Below are 16,919 nucleotides of genomic sequence, written 5' to 3'. Positions count from 1 at the left end.
CGGTTCTCAGCGCGTCCCGGGCTTCATTGCCGCTGCCGCATGCCCCTGAATCAGCGCCATCTCTACGTTGGCGGCTTGCACCACCGCAATCTCCTCATAGCCCCTGCGAATCTGTTGTCCCACGCGCAAGGCGTTCCCGCCCATGCCGAACCCCACTGACACGATGACAGAAAGCACGTTGAGCAACCCGTCCGTGGCTGCCGTTCCTATGCTGTCTTCTCCGAGGATGATGAGCATCGCCAAGCCCATAAGGCCCAGCCCCACCCACCACATGCGATGGAAAAGGGCCCAGAACGCCCCGAAGAAAAACCCCGGCCAGCTCCAACCGTCCTTGATGGCCTGCACACTGCCGAGGGGGTCCTTGAATATCTTGTAGGTCTTCATTGCGTGACTGCCTTCCCGATAGAGATCGTTGTTGTCGGATGTGGGCTCTCGCCCCGTCCTCTCTCCGACGCGCAACGCACACCGCGCAAAGCCGTTCGCAAGAACGCCTTCGACGACAACAGCCTTCACCCGGAAAGAGGTCGCGCAGTGTGGAAGCCACCACGCGTTTGCATTGACAACAATGGTCGCCCGCCGCGACGTGTCTTCAGATACCCGCGCAAAGCGAGTGATTTGTCATGGGCGCGGCCTGCGCGGGCCGTGCCTCAGCGCGAAGCGCTCGACGCCTTCAGCGCCTCCACCTGCGCCGCATACGCCTTCTCGATGCGCTGCAGCCGCTGCTCCCGCGCCGCATCGTTGACCCACGCCGCCGACAACGCGCGCTGGCGCCCCAGCTGGTATTCCAGCTTGGCTTCCGGCAGCAGCGCGCTGTCGTCCGCCGCGACGTAGCCGTACGCCGCGCGCAGGTTCTTCAGCACCTCGCGCTCGGCGTCGGCACGCGGGCCCTTGCCCTTGCCGTAGCCGACGAGGAAGGCCTGCAGCTTCGCCTGGAACTCGGGCGGGTAGTCGCGGCGCACCACCATCGGTGCGCCGGGCGGTGGTTCGGACTCCCAGATCACCTGCAGCCGTGCGGCCTCGACCGGGAACTGCTGGCGGAAGCGCTCGAAGTCGGTGGTGTTGTTGGTGGCCACGTCGGCGTCGCCGTTGGCCACGGCCAGCGCGGTGGCCTGGTGGGTGCCGACGAACTCGCTGCGAAAGCGGGTTTCCATCTCGATCTGGTTGGGCAGAAAGAGCTGGCTCTGCGGCACGATGAAGCCGGTGACCGAGCGGCTGTCGCCGCGCGCGAGCCGCCAGCGTTCGGGCTGGGCCAGCAGGCCCTCGAGCGTGTTGAGCGGCCCGGTCTTGCGCGCGAGCAGCACGGCGCGGTGCTCGGGCATGCCGTCGCGCCGCGCGATCTGCGCCACCACTTTCATGCGCCGCTGCATGACGGCGTCGAGCGCCATCTTGGCCGAGAGAAAGGCCATGTCGATCTCGTCGCGGCCGATGGCGCGGTCGAGCTCTTCGTACGACGGCACCGAGTACGCGCTGACGGGCAGGCCCAGCGCGCGGCTCATGTCGGCCATGAGCGGCGTCCACAAGGCACGCGACTCGACGGTGCCGCCCAGCGGCAGCACGCCGAAGCGCACTTCCTTGATCACCGGCACGCCCTTGACGGCGGGCGTCGGCGCGGGCTGCGCGCCCGCCGGCCATGGCGCCATCAGCGACGACGACAGGGCCAGCGCAAGCAGGGTCCGGCGGTTCAAGGGCTCACGTCCTTCAACACGGCGAGCTGCTCGGCGTAGCCGCTCTCCAGGCGCTGCAGCCGCGCCTGGCGCGCCGCGTCGTTGACCCACTGCGCGGTCTTCGCGTTCTGCATGGCGAGCTGGTAGGCCAGCTTGGCGGCGGGCAGCAGCGAGCTGTTGTCGGCGGCCACGAAGCCGGCCAGGTCGTGCAGCGACTTGAGCACCACGCGCTCGGCGTCGCCGCGCGCTCCCTTGCCGCGGCCGTAGGCGACCAGGAAGGCCTGCACGCGCAGGCGCAGCTCGGGCGGGTATTCGCGGCGCACGACGATCTGCGCGTGCGGGATCAGCTCCGACTCCCACAGCACCTGCAGCCGCTGCGCCTCGGCCGGAAAGCGCAGCTTGAAGCGCTCGAAATCGGCCGAGTTGTTGGTCGCCACGTCGGCCTCGTTGTTGGCCACGGCCAGCGCGTTGGCCTGGTGCGTGCCGACCACCTCGCTCAGGAAGCGCGTCTCCATGACGATGTGGTTCGGCAGAAAGAACTGCAGCTGCGGCACGATGAAGCCCGACACCGACTGCCGCTCGCCGCGCGCCAGGCGCCAGCGCTCGGGCTGGTCGACGAGGTTTTTCAGCGTGTTGAAGGGCGGCGCCTTGCGCGTGAGCAGCAGCCCGCGGTAGCCGGGCAGGCCGTCGTGCCGCACGACCTGGGCCACGACCTTCATGCGCTTCTGGCTCACGGCATCGAGCGCCATCTTTCCCGACAGGAACGCCATGTCGACTTCGCCGCGCTGGATGGCCTGCTCCAGCGCTTCGTACGAATTGACCGAGAGCACGCTCACCGGCCGCTGGATGGCGCGGCTGAGTTCGGCCAGCAGCGGGTCCCAGTCGCTGCGCGACTCGAAGGCACCGCCCAGCGGCAGGATGCCGAAGCGCACCGGCGCGTCCGCGGCGGGCGCCGCAGCCTGCGCCGCCGCCAGCAGCGGCAGCAGCAAGAGCCCCATGGCCAGCGCCAGGGCCGCACGGCGGCCGGTGCCGGGAAAACTGCCGAAACGACGCAAGAAGGCGTGCATGGAAGGAGCGGAAGACACAGGGCCCGCGGCGAGCCGGCGGGGTCTAACATGGGCGACGCGGACGCCATTACATCCCAAATGCGAGTCTTTCTCGTGATGTTTTTCCGGTCTTCCCTGTTCGGGGCCGTGGCCCTAAGCTCGCGCCCCATGCGTTCAAGGCCTTCATGAACTGGAACTTCCGCCTCCTGCGCGGGCTGGCCCGCCTCACCTTCGCCCAGCAGCTGATCCTGCTGGCGCTGGTGCCGGCCACGGCGGCCACGCTGGTGGCCATCGCGGTGCTCACGCGCCAGCACCTGGGCAACCTCACCGAGCTGATGCGCGCCAACGCGCAGACGGTGGCGCTGCAGGTGGCCACGGTGGCGCAGGCGCCGCTGGCACGCATGGACCGCCGCGCGCTGGCGCGCACCGCGCAGACCGGCACCTACCAGCCGCACGTGCAGCAGGTGCAGATCTGGACGGAAGACGGCGAGATCGTCGCCAACTCCGAAACCGTCGACCGCCGGCGCGGCGAAGGCCTGCAGGTGGTGGTGCCGATCGTCAGCGACGACGGCCGGCACAACGGCAAGGTGATGGTCGAGATCGGGCTGGACGCGGTGCAGAGCGCGCGCCGCTCGGTCTGGCTCAACGTGGCGCTGGTGCTGGCCATGAGCCTGCTGGGCGTGGGGCTGGCGGGCTGGTGGGCGGCGCGCCGCATCAGCGAGCCGATCCGCGCGCTGGGCGAGGCGGTCGACCGGCTCGGCGCGGGCGAGGCCGCCAGCGTGGCGATCGAAGGCACCTCCGAGGTGCGCCACCTGCAGCACGGCTTCAACCAGGCGGCGCGCGCGCTCGCCGAAAGCCACCGGCTGCTGCAAAGCCGCATCAACGAGGCCACGGCCGAGCTGGCGCGCAAGAACCAGCTGCTCGAAGTGGCCAGCCAGGCCAAGACGCGGCTGCTGGCCGCCGCCAGCCACGACCTGCGCCAGCCGCTGCATGCGCTCACGCTGTTCTCCGACGGGCTGGCCAACGGCGAGACCGACCCGGTGAAGCTGCAGCGCATCGGCCACATCCGCGAATGCGTGGATTCGCTCGACCGGCTGTTCTCGGAGCTGCTGAACCTGTCGCAGCTCGACGCCGGCGTGCTGCAGCCGCAGTGGGCCGACTTTCCACTCGACCGGCTGTTCGACGAGATCAGCCGCAACTTCCGCCCCGTGGCCGAGCAGCAGGGCCTGCGGCTGGTGGTGCGCAAGACCGAGCTGTGGGTGCGCTGCGACTACGTGATGCTCTCGCGCATCCTCAACAACCTGGTGTCGAACTCGCTGCGCCACACGGTCGAGGGCGGCGTGCTGATCGGCGCGCGCGCCCGCGGCAAGGGCGTGCGCATCGACGTGGTCGACACCGGCGTGGGCATTGCCGCGCACCACCAGGCGCGGGTGTTCGAGGAGTTCTACCAGGTCGAGCCGACCAGCCGCAGCAACGCGCCCGGCGGGGCGCGCGGCATGGGACTGGGGCTGGCCACGGTGCAGCGGCTGGCCGAGCTGCTGAACACGCGCGTCGAGCTCAGCTCGCGCCTGAACAAGGGCACCTGCGTGCGCGTGCAGGTGCGCGCGGCGCCGGTCGCTTTGCCGGCGCCGGTGGCGCAGGCACCCGCGGCGGCCACCGCCGACGACGACAACCACGGCGAGAGCCTGGCGGACCTGCGCATCCTGGTCATCGACGACGAGCGCACGATCCTCGAAGGCCTGAGCGTGGTGCTGTCCAACTGGGGCGCCACGGTGCTGGCCGCGCAGACGCGCGCCGAGGCGCTGGCGCTGGCCGACCACTGGGACACGCCGCCCGACGTGGTGGTGAGCGACCTGCTGCTGCAGGGCGGCGACAACGGCCTCGACGTGATCGCCGCGCTCGAGCGCCACCCCAACGGCATCGGCGCCGGCACCGCGCGCCTGCTGGTCACCGGCGAGACCAAGCCCGACCGGCTGCGCGAAGTGGCCGCCGCCGGCATCGCCGTGCTCTACAAGCCGGTGTCGCCGCGTGTGCTGCGCCAGGCGATCCAGGCGCAGCGCGCGGCCGCGCTGATGGTGGCCGCGGGCCTCTGACACGGTACCTTCCCGGTAGGCGCCGGGTAGTCCGTCGGACATAGACCAAGCAGCCGCCGCGGTGTGATCTTCCTCACACGCGCAGGCCCTCGCGCATGCGGGCATAAGCCCTCCGCCTTATCGCGGGAAACAGGGCGCGTCCTTACATTGGACCATTGCCTCTCGCTGCACAAAGCAGTCCATGTCCGTCGCTGTGAACCCTCCCATTCCGCTTTTCTCCGGAAGAGTGCACCGTGCTGTCCACGCGCTGCTGGCCTTCGGCCTCGTGCTGTCCCTGGCCGCCGCGCCGCGCGTGGCATCGGCGGCCACGCTGACGGTGCTCGTCGGCGACGACCAGGCCGCATCGGCCGAGTTCGTGCAGCAGCTGCGCACCGGCCAACCGGCCTCCGGCAAGTTCGAACTCGTGCGCATCGGACCGGGCGCCCCGGCCGCGGAGCCGGCCAGCGCCGACACCGAGCCCGCCGCCAACACCGGCGTGCGCACGCGCAGCCTGCGCACCGCGAGCGACGCGGGCCTCACTGTGGCGGTGGGCACCGCCGCCGCGCGCGCCGCCCTCGAACGGCCCGGCGCCGAGCCGCTGGTGCTCGCGATGCTGAGCCGTCTCGACTACGAGACCCTGAAGGCCGCCAGCCCCACTGCCCTGCGGCGCGGCGACCGGCGCGTGGGCGTGCTGCTGCGCGACCCGGCCATGGCCGACCAGCTCGCGCTGGTGAACGCCGTGCTGCCGCAGAAGCGCCGCCTGGGCGTCATCGCCACGCCCGAATCCGAACCGCTGGTGCGCGAACTGCAGCGCGCCGCGCAGAACGCCAACCCGGCCTGGGACCTGCAGGTCGAGATCGCGCCCGACGCGCGTTCGCTGGCCGCCGCGCTGCGCGCCCTCGTGCCGCGCAGCGACGCCCTCATGGTGCTGCCCGACCTCATCGGCGACAGCCAGGCCGCCACGCTCTCGGTGCTGCATGCCGGCGCCGGCGCGGGCCTGCCGGTGTTCGGCGCCAGCGAGGGCCTGGTGCGCTCGGGTGGCCTGGCGGCGGCGGTCTCCACGCCCGGCCAGCTGGCCCAGCAGGCGCGCCAGCTCGGCCAGAAGGTGACCAGCGCAGGCAGCACCGGCAACAACAGCCCGCTGGTGGAGGCGGCCACGCCGGCCACCGTGCGGATCAACGCGACCGTGGCACGCGGGCTCGGCCTGCGTCCGCCGGAGGAACGGGAGCTCACCGAACGACTCGCAGCCCCGCGATGAGCACCACGCCGGTCCCCCCGAGCCCGCTGGTCCACCCGACGGCGGCGGGAGCGGTCGCGGCGACGGAAGCGCCATCGCCCCCTCCCCCACCGGCCGCCACGTCGCTGGTGGTGCGCGGCAACCTGCAGCGCGACCTGTTCCGTCTGGGCGTCGTGCCCTGCGCGGCGGTGGCGCTGGCGCTCACCGGCTGGTTCACGCACAACCGGCTGCAGACGCTCGAAGCCGCCTTCGATGCCGAAGGCCAAGCCGTGGCGAAGCAAGTGGCGGCGATGTCCGACCTGAGCCTCTACGCAGGCGACCTTCCCGCGCTGCAGAACGTGGCTTCGGCGGCGCTGCGCGGCGGGCAGGTGACGCGCGTGGAGATCAGCAACAGCGCGGGCGTGTACGTCACGGCCGGGCCCAAGAACGAATCGCTCGCGCAGCTGCGCATGTTCAGCGCGCCGGTCACCTTGCGGGAGGCCTCGCGCGCCAGCGCCTTCGCGCCGGCGGGCTCCACCACAGCGGGCGACACGCCCATCGGGCTGGTGCAGACCTTCCGCGACACCACCGCCTACACGCACGAGCGCAGCCGCTCGCTCATCGCCGGCATTGGCATCGCGCTGGTCGCGCTGCTGGCGGCCTGGGCCTCGGTGCGCCACATGGCGCGCACGGTGGCGCGGCCGCTGCGGCGCGTGTCGCGCACGGTGGCGGCACTGGAGGCCGGCCACTTCGAGGTGCGCTGCGACGTGGTCGAAGGCGGCACGCGCGGCACGCACGAGCTGGCCGTGCTCGCACACGACATCGACCGCCTCGCCGAGCGCCTGCAATACAACCGCCAGGTGAGCGAGGAGCGCGTGCGCGAAGCCACCGCCGTCGCGCTGCAGCGCATGGCCGAGGCCGAGCAGGCCGCCCTGTCGCGCGCGCGCTTCCTGGCCGCCGCGAGCCACGACCTGCGCCAGCCGCTGCATGCGATGGGTCTCTTTATCGACGGCCTGCTGCCCAGCGCCACCGAGGCGCAGCGCCCGGCCGTGCTGCGGCTGCAGGAGAGCACCGGCTTCATGGGCGTGCTGCTGGACGATCTGCTGGAAATTTCGCGGCTCGACGCGCAGGTGCTCACGCCCGCCATCGCGCGCGTCTCGCTGGCCTCGCTGTTCGACCAGCTCGATGCGCAGCACGCGCCCGCCGCCAGCGCGGCGCAGGTGCGGCTGCACTGGCGCGACCGCGGCCTGGCGGTGCGCAGCGACGCGGCGATGGTGCAGCGCATCGTCGGCAACCTGGTGGCCAACGCGTTGCGCCACGCACCCGAGGGCGGCACCGTGCTGGTGGCCGCGCGGCGCAGCCGGGCCGGCGTGCGCATCGAGGTGCGCGACAACGGCGTGGGCATCGCGCCCATCCACCAGGGCCGCATCTTCGAAGAGTTCTACCAGGTGGCCAACACCGAGCGCGACCGGCGCCGCGGCTTCGGCCTGGGCCTGGCGATCTGCGCGCGCATCGCCACCCTGCTGGGCACCCGCATCACCGTGCGCTCGGCGCTGCAGGCCGGCAGCACCTTCGCCTTCACGCTGCCGCCCGCGCGCAAGGCCGACGTCGCGCCGCCCGAGCCCGCCCCGGTCGCGCCCGCGCCGCTGGCGGGCCTGCGCTGCCTCGTGGTCGATGACGACCCCGCCATCCTCGACGGCACGCACGCGCTGCTCACGCAATGGGGGTGCGAGGTCGAATGCGTCACGACCGGCGCCGAGGCCCTCGCGCGGCTGGGCACCGGCGACATCGTCTACGACGCCGTGCTGTGCGACCTGCAGCTGGCCGGCGACGCCGACGGCGTGGAAGTGATCGATGCCGCCCGCCGCCTGCAGCCCGGCGCGCTCGCCGTGCTGGTGTCGGGCGCCACCGGGCCCGAGGTGCTGCAGCGGCTGCGCCACGGCGGCGTGACGCTGTTGACCAAACCGGTGGCGCCGGCCAAGCTGCGCGCACTGCTCACCACGCGGCGCCACGCGCCCGGCGCCTGACCCTGCATGTCCACCGCCATCGACCTGAAAGACGTCCGCCCCTTCGTCGCCACGCCCTGCCACGGCGGCGCGGTCGGCACCGAGTGCGCGCGCAGCCTGCTCGGCCTGGTGAACCTCGCCTGGACCCACGGCTTTGCGATGCAGACGCGCTTTCTCGACGGCGACAGCCTCGTCACGCGCGCGCGCAACCGGCTGGCCGCCGAGTTCCTGGCCGACACGCGCTGGACGCACCTGTTCTGGATCGATGCCGACATCGGCTTCGAGCCCGAGGCCGCGCTGCGGCTGCTGGGCGCGGGCCGCGACGTGGTGGCCGGCGTGTACCCGCACAAGAGCGACGGCTGGCCCGAAGGCGGCCTGCGCGCGCCGCTGCCGGCCGGCACCACGCGCGCCGACTTCGAGGCGCTGCATGCGGCGTTTCCGGTCAACGTGAACGACGCGGGCGCGCGCTTGGACGCCGACGGTTTTCTCGAAGTGCTGGACGCGCCCACCGGCTTCATGCTGATCGCGCGCCGCGTGCTCGAGCAGATGGCGCAGGCGCTGCCCGAGCTGCGCTACACGCCCGACCGCATGGACGACCCGATCGCCGCGGCGCGGCCGCACTACCGCTTCTTCGACGTGTTCGCCGAACCGAACAACGGGCGCTACCTCAGCGAGGACTACGGCTTCTGCCGGCGCTGGCAATCGATCGGCGGGCGCGTGCACGTCGACACGCGCTCGCGGCTGTCGCACCAGGGCCTGCGCACCTACCGCGGCGACTTCGCGAGGACGCTGGGGCTGAGCGGCTGAGCCGCTTGCAGGTCGGGCGGCAAGGTGTTGCGGTCGTAGTCGCGGTCGGGCTCGATGCGCATCAGCTGCAGCCCCGGCCCTTCTTCCGCGAGGTAGTCGTACCCGATGGCCTGGAACTGCCGCGCCGGATCGAGCCGCGTGTAGAGGTCGCGCCGCGCCACGCGGTCCGCGTGCCGAATGCTTTTGAGGTGATAGAGCCGGTAGCGGCTGTAGAACATCAGGCCGTGGCGCTGCGCATCGTCGGGCAGCCAAGGGCCGTGCAGTTCCGAACTCGATTCAAACAAGATCCGCTGCGGCAACCGGAGCAGCCGTGCGCGCGACTTGCGGCCCCACGGGCCGTCGCTGCGCCAGGCGTCGGGCGAGTTCCAAAGCTCGCAGGACACGAGCGACAGGCTGGCGAGCTGGTGGTCCGGCAGCGAATCGACGGTCGCGTGCAGGTGGCGCAGGAACAGCGCTTCGTAGCGCTCGTCGGCATCGCACACCAGCACCCAGCCCGCGCCGTGGCGGCTCGCCGCTTCGAGCAGGCGGCGCTTGTTCTCGTTCTCGCGCCAGACGTGCGTGCCGTCATCGCGCGGCGGGTTCGACAGCAGTTCCAGCAACATGGGTTCGCGCCGCAGGATGTCGGCGGTGCCGTCGGTCGAACCGTCGTCGAGCGCGACGATGCCGTCCACGTGGCCGCGCAGGTGGTCGAGGCAGCCGGGGAGATAGCGCGCTTCGTTGCGCAGCTGCAGCACGCAGACGATGCGCAGCCGCGACGTGAGACGCGGTGCGCTCGGCGGGGGCGCGCACCGCGGGCAATGAAAGGCGCTGGGCTCGTGGTGCAGCAGGCGCGCGCAGACCTCGCACTGGCGGCGCGAGCCCATCGGCACCACCGGTGCGGCGGCGAGCCAGGCCGGCGCTTCGGCGGGCCATGCGCGGGCACCGTCGTCGCGCGCGATGCGGTCGAAGTCGCGGCCCCATCCGGCATCGCCCGCGCGCGCCTCGTGCGGTGTGCACTTGATCCAGTCGACGTCGCGGTCGAACTGTTCGCCGCCCGTGCGCGTTTCGTCCGACAGGTGCAGCAGGTGCGCGCCCGGGCAGGCCAGCAGCTGCCAGCCCGCCATCTCCAGGCGCACGCGCAGGTTGTCGTCGTCGCCGCCCCATTCTTCGAACGATTCGTCGTAGCCATGCACGGCATCGAAGGCTTCGCGCGCGCAGCACAGTGAGCCGTAGAAGGTCTGCAGCAGCAGCTCGGGCGGCACCTGGCGCGCGAAGACGGTGTCGAGCGTGTCCGTGAGTTCGTCGAAGCGCGCGAAGCCGACGCGGCCGACCGCCACGCCGCGCGCGTCGCCCATCGCGGCGTGCAGCAACAGGGCCGGCGCATCGCCGGCGTAGGCGGACTCGGGCGAATGGACGAGCACGAAGCGCCCAGCGCTGCCGCGCACGCCGGCGTTGATGGCCTTGCAGGGCGGGCGCCATGCATGCGCCACGTCGTTGACGAGCACCCTCCAGCGGATCTGCGGAAAACGTGCGACCAGCGCCAGCACGCCGGCTTCCTCGCCGGATTCGTCGAGCGCGAGCACGACCTCGATGCCGGGCCGCGCCCAATACCCCGCATTCATCGGCAGCACGCGCTCGAACTCGGCGAGCTTGCGGTAGAAAGGCAGCACGACGCTGAGCCACGGACGGTTCGTGTCAGCCTCTCGACCGTCCGACGTCATGATGTTCACTGCATCGCTCCTTCAGCGATGACGCACCGGAGATGCCCATGCAAGGCTGCTACATCAACCTCGAGCGAAGCACCGAGCGCCGCACCGCGATGGACGCGCAGCTGCTGCGGCTCGGGCTGACGGATGTCCGGCGGCACGCAGCCATCGATGCGCAGACGCTCGCGCCAGGCAACACGGCGATCACGCCCGGCGAGCGCGCCTGTTTCCTCTCGCACACCGAAGCCCTCACCCGTGCGAACCCCGGCGAAGCGCTGCTGGTGCTCGAAGACGACGCGCAGCTCAGCGAGGCCCTGCCGGCCGTGCTGCGCAGCGGCGTGCTCGCGCAACTGGAAGCGGAAGGCTGCGACATCGCGTTCCTCGAATGCCAGCCCGTGAGCTCGACGCAGCACCTGCTCGCGCTGTGGAACAGCCTGCAGCAGCGCCTGCCGCCACGGGACAGCGGTGCGCCGCGTCACGCGCTGTCGGGCATCGATTTCCTCGACGCACGCACGCTCTACAACTGGGGCGCGGTCGCCTACGTCGTCACGCCGAAGGGCCTGCGCGTGCTGCCCGCGCTGCTGCAGGAAGCGCTCGCGCACGGACCATCGCAACCCTACGACCTGACGCTGGGCAGCTTCCTGCGCGATGGCCGCCTGCAAGGCGTGGTGCTCTCGCCCTTCCTCGCCACGCCGGCATGGGGCAGCCATGCCGACAGCACCCTCGGCAGCCCCGCGGAATCGGCCGCGCACGACGTGCTCGGCGGTGCGCTGCGGCGCCTGTTCTTCGCCGGACCGCTCGACGGCCTCGAGGCCCATGCCGCGCCGTGGCGCCACGCCCCGCTCACCGACGACCCGCAGCTGCGGCTGCTCGCGGACCTGATGGCGCAGCTCTTCGTGCTCACGGCCCGCGATCACGCGCCGCGCTGACACGCGTGCGGTCTCAAAAGTCCGAACAGCCGTTGCGCCGCTCGGTGTTCACGCAGCTCAGCAGGTTGGGCCGCGAGCGCACGCGCGACCATTCGCGCGCCAGCACGTCGGCACCCTGCTGCGCGCGGTCGCCGTCCAGCGGGCCGGTGGCCAGGCAGATCGGCGCCTGGCCGATGTTCCGGTCGTACAGGTACGAGGTCAGCGGCTCGCGCACCACGTCCACCGAAGGCAAGAGCGGCAGGCCACTCACGCGCAGCTGGCCCGGCACCACGCGCACCGCATAGCCCTCGGCCGAGGTGAAGCTGCCGTTGATCGGGTACAGGCCCGTCGGGCTGCCCGGCAGCGCCGGCGAAAACATCGAGCCGCTGAAGCCCGCCCCGGTGTCGCCCAGGATCAGCCCCGTGATGCTGTAGATGAAGAACGGGTTGGGCGCGCCCACGGTGCGCGACGCGTCGGCGATCACGATGGTCGCGGTTGGCTGCTGCGCGTAGATGAAGTGGTTGTCGCCCGGCGTCACGGTCACGGTGCACAGGCCCAGGTAGGCGCAGTGATAGAAGTTCGGCAGCGGGCCCGAGCCGGCCAGGCCGCCGCGCGTTTCGCCCACCCAGGTGTCGGCCCACACGCGCCACAGCGCGCCCGAGATGCCATGGCCGCCCGGGTTCTGGAAGCGCGCCGCGGCCACGAGGTCGGTGCCGCTGGTGCTGCTGACCGGTGCGCCGAGCGTGAGGTCGCCGCTCAGCGTGCGCACGAACACGGTGTTGGCGGCCATCGAATCGGCCGACGTGACCTGCGGCAGGTTGCCCGCCGCATCGAAGCCCGTGACCGACACCGGCCCGATGGTGACCGCGTTCGCATCCACGTAGGCAAAGCCGCCCGCCGCGCCACCGCCCACCGTGGCCACGTCGTTGCCCGGGTTGCGCAGATCGACGCTGCCGTTGCGCGAGCGCGCGAGCAGCGCACCCGCCGTGATCGTGCCCGCGCCCGACTGGCTCACGTTGCCGCCCGACAGCAGCCCCAGCGTCGCGGCCGAGACAGGCGCATTGAGCGCGATGCCGCCGCCACCGCCTTCGTTCTGCAGGGTGAGCGCGCCCGAGGTGGTGAGCGCGCCGGCCACGGTGATGGCGCCCGCGTGCGTGGTGCTGCCCGCGACGATGGTCGGCGCCGACAGCTGCGCGAACTCCGCGCCCGACACCGAGAAGCCGTTGACCGTCGGCCCGCCCAGCACGATGGGCGTGGCCGTGTCGTCCGACGCGACCATGTTGACATCGACCCCGCCCGGGCGCAGGTCGATGGTGCCGGCCGCGACCACCGGCGCCTCGATCACGATCGAATCGCCGCTGCCGTCGTTGCTGGCGCGCAGCAGCACGTTGCCGCTGCTGCGGATGCCGGGCAGCGCGCCCGGCGCGGTCGGCGAGCCGCCGGCCTGCAGCACGACGCCGCGCCCGCCGTTCTGCGAACGGCCCGTGACCTCGATGTGGCCGCCGCCCGTGGTGACGAGCTGCGCACCGTTTTCCAGCCGCACGCCGCTGTCTTCGGTCACGCCCGGCGCCGAGGGGTCGTTGTTGAAGTTGTAGCCGCGCACCACGATGTTGCCGCTGCCGGTGGTGATGCTGCTGCCGCCGTTGATCAGCACGCCGTGCGCCGCCGCGAAAGTGGACGAGGCCTGGCGCCGCGCCACGCCCTGCACCGTGACGTTGCCGCTGGTGGTGCTGATGGTGCTCGGCCCGAGCTGGCCGCTGGTGATGACCACGCCGCTGTCCCAGGTGGTCGAGGTGCCGCGGATGTCGACGTTGCCGGTGGCGCTGGCGATGCGCGCGCCCTGCAGCAGCACGTCGCCGCCTTCGATGCGCACGTTGCCGCCCGCGCCCGCGTTGCTCTGGCCGACGCGCGTGTCGACCTGCACGTCCTGCGTGAGGATCACGGTGCCGGTGGGTGCACCGGGCTGGCCGCTGAGCAGCGACACGTTGCCGCCGTCGGTGATGACCTGCCCGCCGTTCAACCGGATGAAGCCGCTGCCGGGCGTGCCCGTTCCCAGTGCGTTCATCGTCACGCTGCCGCCCTGCGTGAGGATGTTGCCCCCGAAGTCGATGAAGCCGCTGTTGCCCGAGGGCGTGCCGTCGGGGTTGACGCCCGCGTTCATCACCACGTTCAGGTCGTCGCCGCCGGTCGCGCGGATGGTGGTGCCCGGCGTGCGCGTCTGGATGCCGCTGGCGGCGTCCAGCTGCAGCGTGAGCGGGCCCTTGGAGCCGGTGTAGTTGATGTCGACGTCGGCATCGAGCGTGATGACGCCGCCACCGCCCGTGCCGGTGCCCGTCGTGATCTTCACGCTGGTGCCGCCGTTGAGCGCGGTGTTGATGTCGCCGTCCTGGATGGTCGAGTTGGCGACCGCGTCGTAGGGGTTGGTCGGCAGCGTGCCCGCGGCCGTGCCGTGGGCGATGGTGAGGTCGAAGGGGTCGATGAACCACTGCCCCGCCGCGCCCACCGGTGCCGACGCGTCGACGCGCGCGCCGCGCAGGTCGAAGCGCCCGGCCGAGGTCTCGATGCGCCCGCCGTCGCCGCCGGCCGCGCCGCCGCGCGCCGAGAGCTGGCCGTGCGCGCGCAGCGACTCGGTCGCCACCACCTGGATGCTGCCGCCGTTGCCCGCGCCCGTGCCCGCGTTGGCTTCCAGGCGCGTGTTGCCGCCGACGGCGATGGCGTTGGTGGCCGCGATGTCGATGCTGCCGCCGCCGGTCGCGCCGCTGGCGTCCAGGCGCGCCACCGCGGGCGAGCCGTCGGAGTTCGTGGCGCCGTCGATCAGCACGTTGCGCCCCTGCACCGAGATGCTGCCGCCCTTGCCGCTGTCGCTGGCCACCGAGGCCAGCGTGCCGACGCTGGTGCCCACGCCGGAGATGAAGGTGACCATGCGCATCGAGATGTCGGTGCCCTGGGCGTCGATGGCGATGGTGCCGCCGTCGGTGCGCAGCGCCGTCGGATGGTCGGCGTCGGCCGTGACGGCCACGCCGTAGGTCGGCGTGGTGGACGGCGTGATGATGATGTCGGGGCTGCCGAGCGTGGCGCTGAAGCCTTCGCTGCCTGCGTGGCCGATCACGTCGATGCGCCGGCCCGCGCCGGCCGAGACCGCGCCGCGGATGGCCACGCCGTTGCCGCCACCGGCCGACATGTTCCCCGCCGCGAAGCCCGTGTCGGTGCGCAGGCCGTCGAGGTTCGCGCCCTGGCCTTCGATGCGCACGTCGCGCTCGCCGGCGACGGTGGCGTCGTCGATGACGACCGCCGTGCTGGCGCCCACCGCGGCGCCGCCGATGTTGGAAGTCCAGGTCGGGCCCTGGCCCTTGATGCCGATGTCGCCCACCGACTTCAGCACCGCGCCGCTGCCGATGGCCACGCCGCTGCGCCCGTAGCCCGCGAGGCCGTCGAGCTGCAGGCCGCCGGCGCCGGCTTCGACCGTGCCGCCCGTGATCGACACGCCGTTGCTGCCGCGGAAGATGAAGTCGCTGTTGTTCTGGTCGTCGATCCAGGTGCGGCCCTGGCCGCGCATCGCGATGCGGCCTTCGCCGCGGGTGGTGACCTGGCTGCCGGCGAGCGTCACGCCGTCGCGCCACACGAAATCGCCGGTGTCGCCGCCGAGCGGGACGATGCCGCCGATGGCGCGGCCGTTCTGCGCGTCGCCCTGGCCGAAGAAGCGCACGTCGCCGCCGTTGGCCGCGATGGTCGCGCCGGTCAGCACGATGGCGCCGGCATAGTCGGTCTCCGCAGAAGGGTTGCCGCTGCTGTTGTTGATGTTCTTCGCGTTGGTGGCGACACGGCCGGTCGCGTCGGCGTTGAAGTCGACGTGCAGCGCGCCTTGCTGCGATGTGATGGCCGAGCCCTCGTTCATCACGATGCTGCCGGCCGAGTCGACGCGCAGCCGCGCCGTGCCGCCCTCGCTCTTGACGACCTGCACACCGGGCGCAAAGGTCACGCCCGCGCCGAGACCGGTGCGCCCGCTCGCCAGCGTCACGTCGGTGCCGCGGCCCAGCGTGTCGCCGATGCTGCCGGCGCTCACGGAGCCGCCGGTGAAGGCCGGCAATTTGCTGTCATACGCCGGCACGTTGCCGGCCTCGACGATGCCGAGGTCGGACTGCTTCGCGTTCACCGTCCAGCTGCCGTTGGCGCCGCCCTGCGCGCCACCGCCTGCGTCCACACGCACGGCCTGTACACGCACCGCATCGGCTTCGTTGGAGATCGCACCGCCCTTGCCGGCACCCGCGCCGCGCGCGGTCATCTCACCGTAGGCCTGCAGCCGCGACTCGCGCTCGGGCGCCGGATCGGCCTCGCCGACCAGGGCCTGGCCCTGGGCACTGGCCGTGGTGATCGTGCCGCCCGCGCCGCCCGTGGTGGCGTCGGCGCGCAGCACCGAGGTAGACGACAGCGCCACGTCGTAGCCGTGCACCGACACGCTGCCGCCGCCGGCCTGGCCGCTGGCGTCGATCACCGCGCGCTGGTCGCCACCGCCGGTGCCTTCGATACGCACCTGCCCCGCCGCGATGCGGATGGTGCCGCCGTGCTGCCCCGCGCCCATGCCGGTGGCGTCGAGCGTGCCGCCGTTCATCTCGATGCGGTTGTTGCTGCCGGCGCCGAGCACGATCTCGCCGTTGACGTTCTCCAGCGTGCGCGCGCGCACCGTGCCCGACTGGTTCACCACCAGCTCGCCCGCCGTGGTGGAACTGCCGATGAGCATCACGCGCCCGCCGTCGGCCTGCAAGGTGGCGCCCGCGGCGTTCACCACCTTGGCGCTGGTGGCGGCCATGGCATCGGCCGCGACCACGAGGTTGGTGAGCCCGTCGTTGCCCAGGTCGAAGCTGATCCTGCGGCCCGAGGCCAGCGCTACGGTGCTGCGGTCGGCGACGATGCGGCCGGTGTTGGTCACCTCGGCGCCCATCAGCACCACGGGGCCGCCCACGGCGGTGAGCACACCGGCGTTGCTCACGACCGTGCTCTTGTTGTCGTCGCGCAGGAAATCGAGCTTGGTGCTGGCAGCAGTGAGGAAGTCGTTGTCGGTGGTGTTCAGTGCCAGCGTGGAGGCCACGAGGCCGCCCACGTTGACCGTCGCGCCCTGGCTGAACACCACGCCGTTCGGGTTCACGAGGAACACGCGCCCGTTGGCCGTGAGCTGGCCGGCGATGGTCGAGAGCTCGTTGCCCGTCACGCGGTTGAGCAGGATGCTGGACACGCCCATCGACTGGTTGATGTTGACCGCGTCCTTGGCACCGATCGAGAAGCTGTTCCAGTTGATGATCGCGCGCAGCGACGACTGCGAGATGCCCAGTGCCTGCCCGCCCGCACTGGAGGCCGACGTGGTGGTGCCCACGGTCACGCCGCCCTGCGTGGTGTAGCCGTTCGGCCCGAAGCTCGGCAGGATGGTTTGTGCCAGCGCCGGGGCCAGGCCCATGCAGGCAATCGAAAGCGCCAGCGGACGCAGCGGATGCCGGGGTTGGAAGGTGGTGCGGGGCTTCAT

The 16,919-nt window shown here is 71.9% G+C and carries 10 protein-coding genes; 5 read left to right on the top strand and 5 right to left on the bottom strand.

The window, feature by feature from the left end:
* Positions 1–6 precede the first annotated feature (6 nt).
* The 3 genes from AC07SQ_RS15745 to phnD (AC07SQ_RS15735) form a co-directional block, all read right to left on the bottom strand.
* The gene (locus tag AC07SQ_RS15745) at positions 7–384 is read right to left on the bottom strand and encodes a DUF2628 domain-containing protein (protein ID WP_495273155.1); all 378 of its coding nucleotides are present in this window, start codon (positions 382–384) and stop codon (positions 7–9) included.
* A 263-nt stretch (positions 385–647) separates the two neighbouring features.
* The gene (gene phnD, locus AC07SQ_RS15740; RefSeq protein WP_495273154.1) at positions 648–1,685 is read right to left on the bottom strand and encodes a phosphate/phosphite/phosphonate ABC transporter substrate-binding protein; all 1,038 of its coding nucleotides are present in this window, start codon (positions 1,683–1,685) and stop codon (positions 648–650) included.
* The gene (phnD, locus tag AC07SQ_RS15735; RefSeq protein WP_495273153.1) at positions 1,682–2,731 is read right to left on the bottom strand and encodes a phosphate/phosphite/phosphonate ABC transporter substrate-binding protein; all 1,050 of its coding nucleotides are present in this window, start codon (positions 2,729–2,731) and stop codon (positions 1,682–1,684) included. The genes phnD (AC07SQ_RS15740) and phnD (AC07SQ_RS15735) overlap by 4 nt, the downstream gene beginning before the upstream one ends.
* Positions 2,732–2,895: 164 nt before the next feature.
* On the opposite strand from phnD (AC07SQ_RS15735), the gene AC07SQ_RS15730 reads away from it, so the two are divergent.
* From AC07SQ_RS15730 to AC07SQ_RS15715, 4 genes are all read left to right on the top strand, one after another.
* Positions 2,896–4,803 carry an ATP-binding response regulator gene (locus tag AC07SQ_RS15730; protein WP_495273152.1) on the top strand — a complete coding sequence of 636 codons (1,908 nt, stop codon included), beginning with the start codon at positions 2,896–2,898 and terminating at the stop codon, positions 4,801–4,803.
* Between the two features lie 226 nt (positions 4,804–5,029).
* The gene (locus tag AC07SQ_RS15725; protein WP_495273151.1) at positions 5,030–6,040 is read left to right on the top strand and encodes an ABC transporter substrate binding protein; all 1,011 of its coding nucleotides are present in this window, start codon (positions 5,030–5,032) and stop codon (positions 6,038–6,040) included.
* Entirely contained in the window at positions 6,037–8,025 is a 1,989-nt protein-coding gene (locus AC07SQ_RS15720) for a hybrid sensor histidine kinase/response regulator (RefSeq protein ID WP_495273150.1), read from the top strand. The genes AC07SQ_RS15725 and AC07SQ_RS15720 overlap by 4 nt, the downstream gene beginning before the upstream one ends.
* Before the next feature lie 6 nt (positions 8,026–8,031).
* A complete protein-coding gene (locus AC07SQ_RS15715) occupies positions 8,032–8,811 on the top strand; it encodes a hypothetical protein (RefSeq protein WP_495273149.1) in 780 nt (259 codons plus the stop codon).
* Here the strand turns inward: AC07SQ_RS15715 and AC07SQ_RS15710 are convergent.
* Positions 8,769–10,511, bottom strand: coding sequence for a glycosyltransferase family 2 protein (locus tag AC07SQ_RS15710; RefSeq protein ID WP_495273162.1), 1,743 nt, complete (start codon positions 10,509–10,511; stop codon positions 8,769–8,771). The two genes, AC07SQ_RS15715 and AC07SQ_RS15710, sit on opposite strands and share 43 nt — an antisense overlap.
* 47 nt (positions 10,512–10,558) lie before the next feature.
* Here AC07SQ_RS15710 and AC07SQ_RS15705 point away from each other — a divergent pair, with 47 nt between their 5' ends.
* Entirely contained in the window at positions 10,559–11,425 is an 867-nt protein-coding gene (locus tag AC07SQ_RS15705; RefSeq protein ID WP_495273148.1) for a glycosyltransferase family 25 protein, read from the top strand.
* Positions 11,426–11,438: 13 nt separating this feature from the next.
* Here AC07SQ_RS15705 and AC07SQ_RS15700 read toward each other — a convergent pair whose 3' ends face one another.
* On the bottom strand, positions 11,439–16,919 hold the full coding sequence (locus AC07SQ_RS15700; RefSeq protein ID WP_495273147.1) for a two-partner secretion domain-containing protein: 5,481 nt from the start codon (positions 16,917–16,919) through the stop codon (positions 11,439–11,441).

This window comes from Variovorax sp. GW821-FHT06D12 (assembly GCF_059419205.1).
Note: the sequence above shows the minus strand (reverse complement) of the source record. Positions and strands in the feature narration are given on the sequence as shown.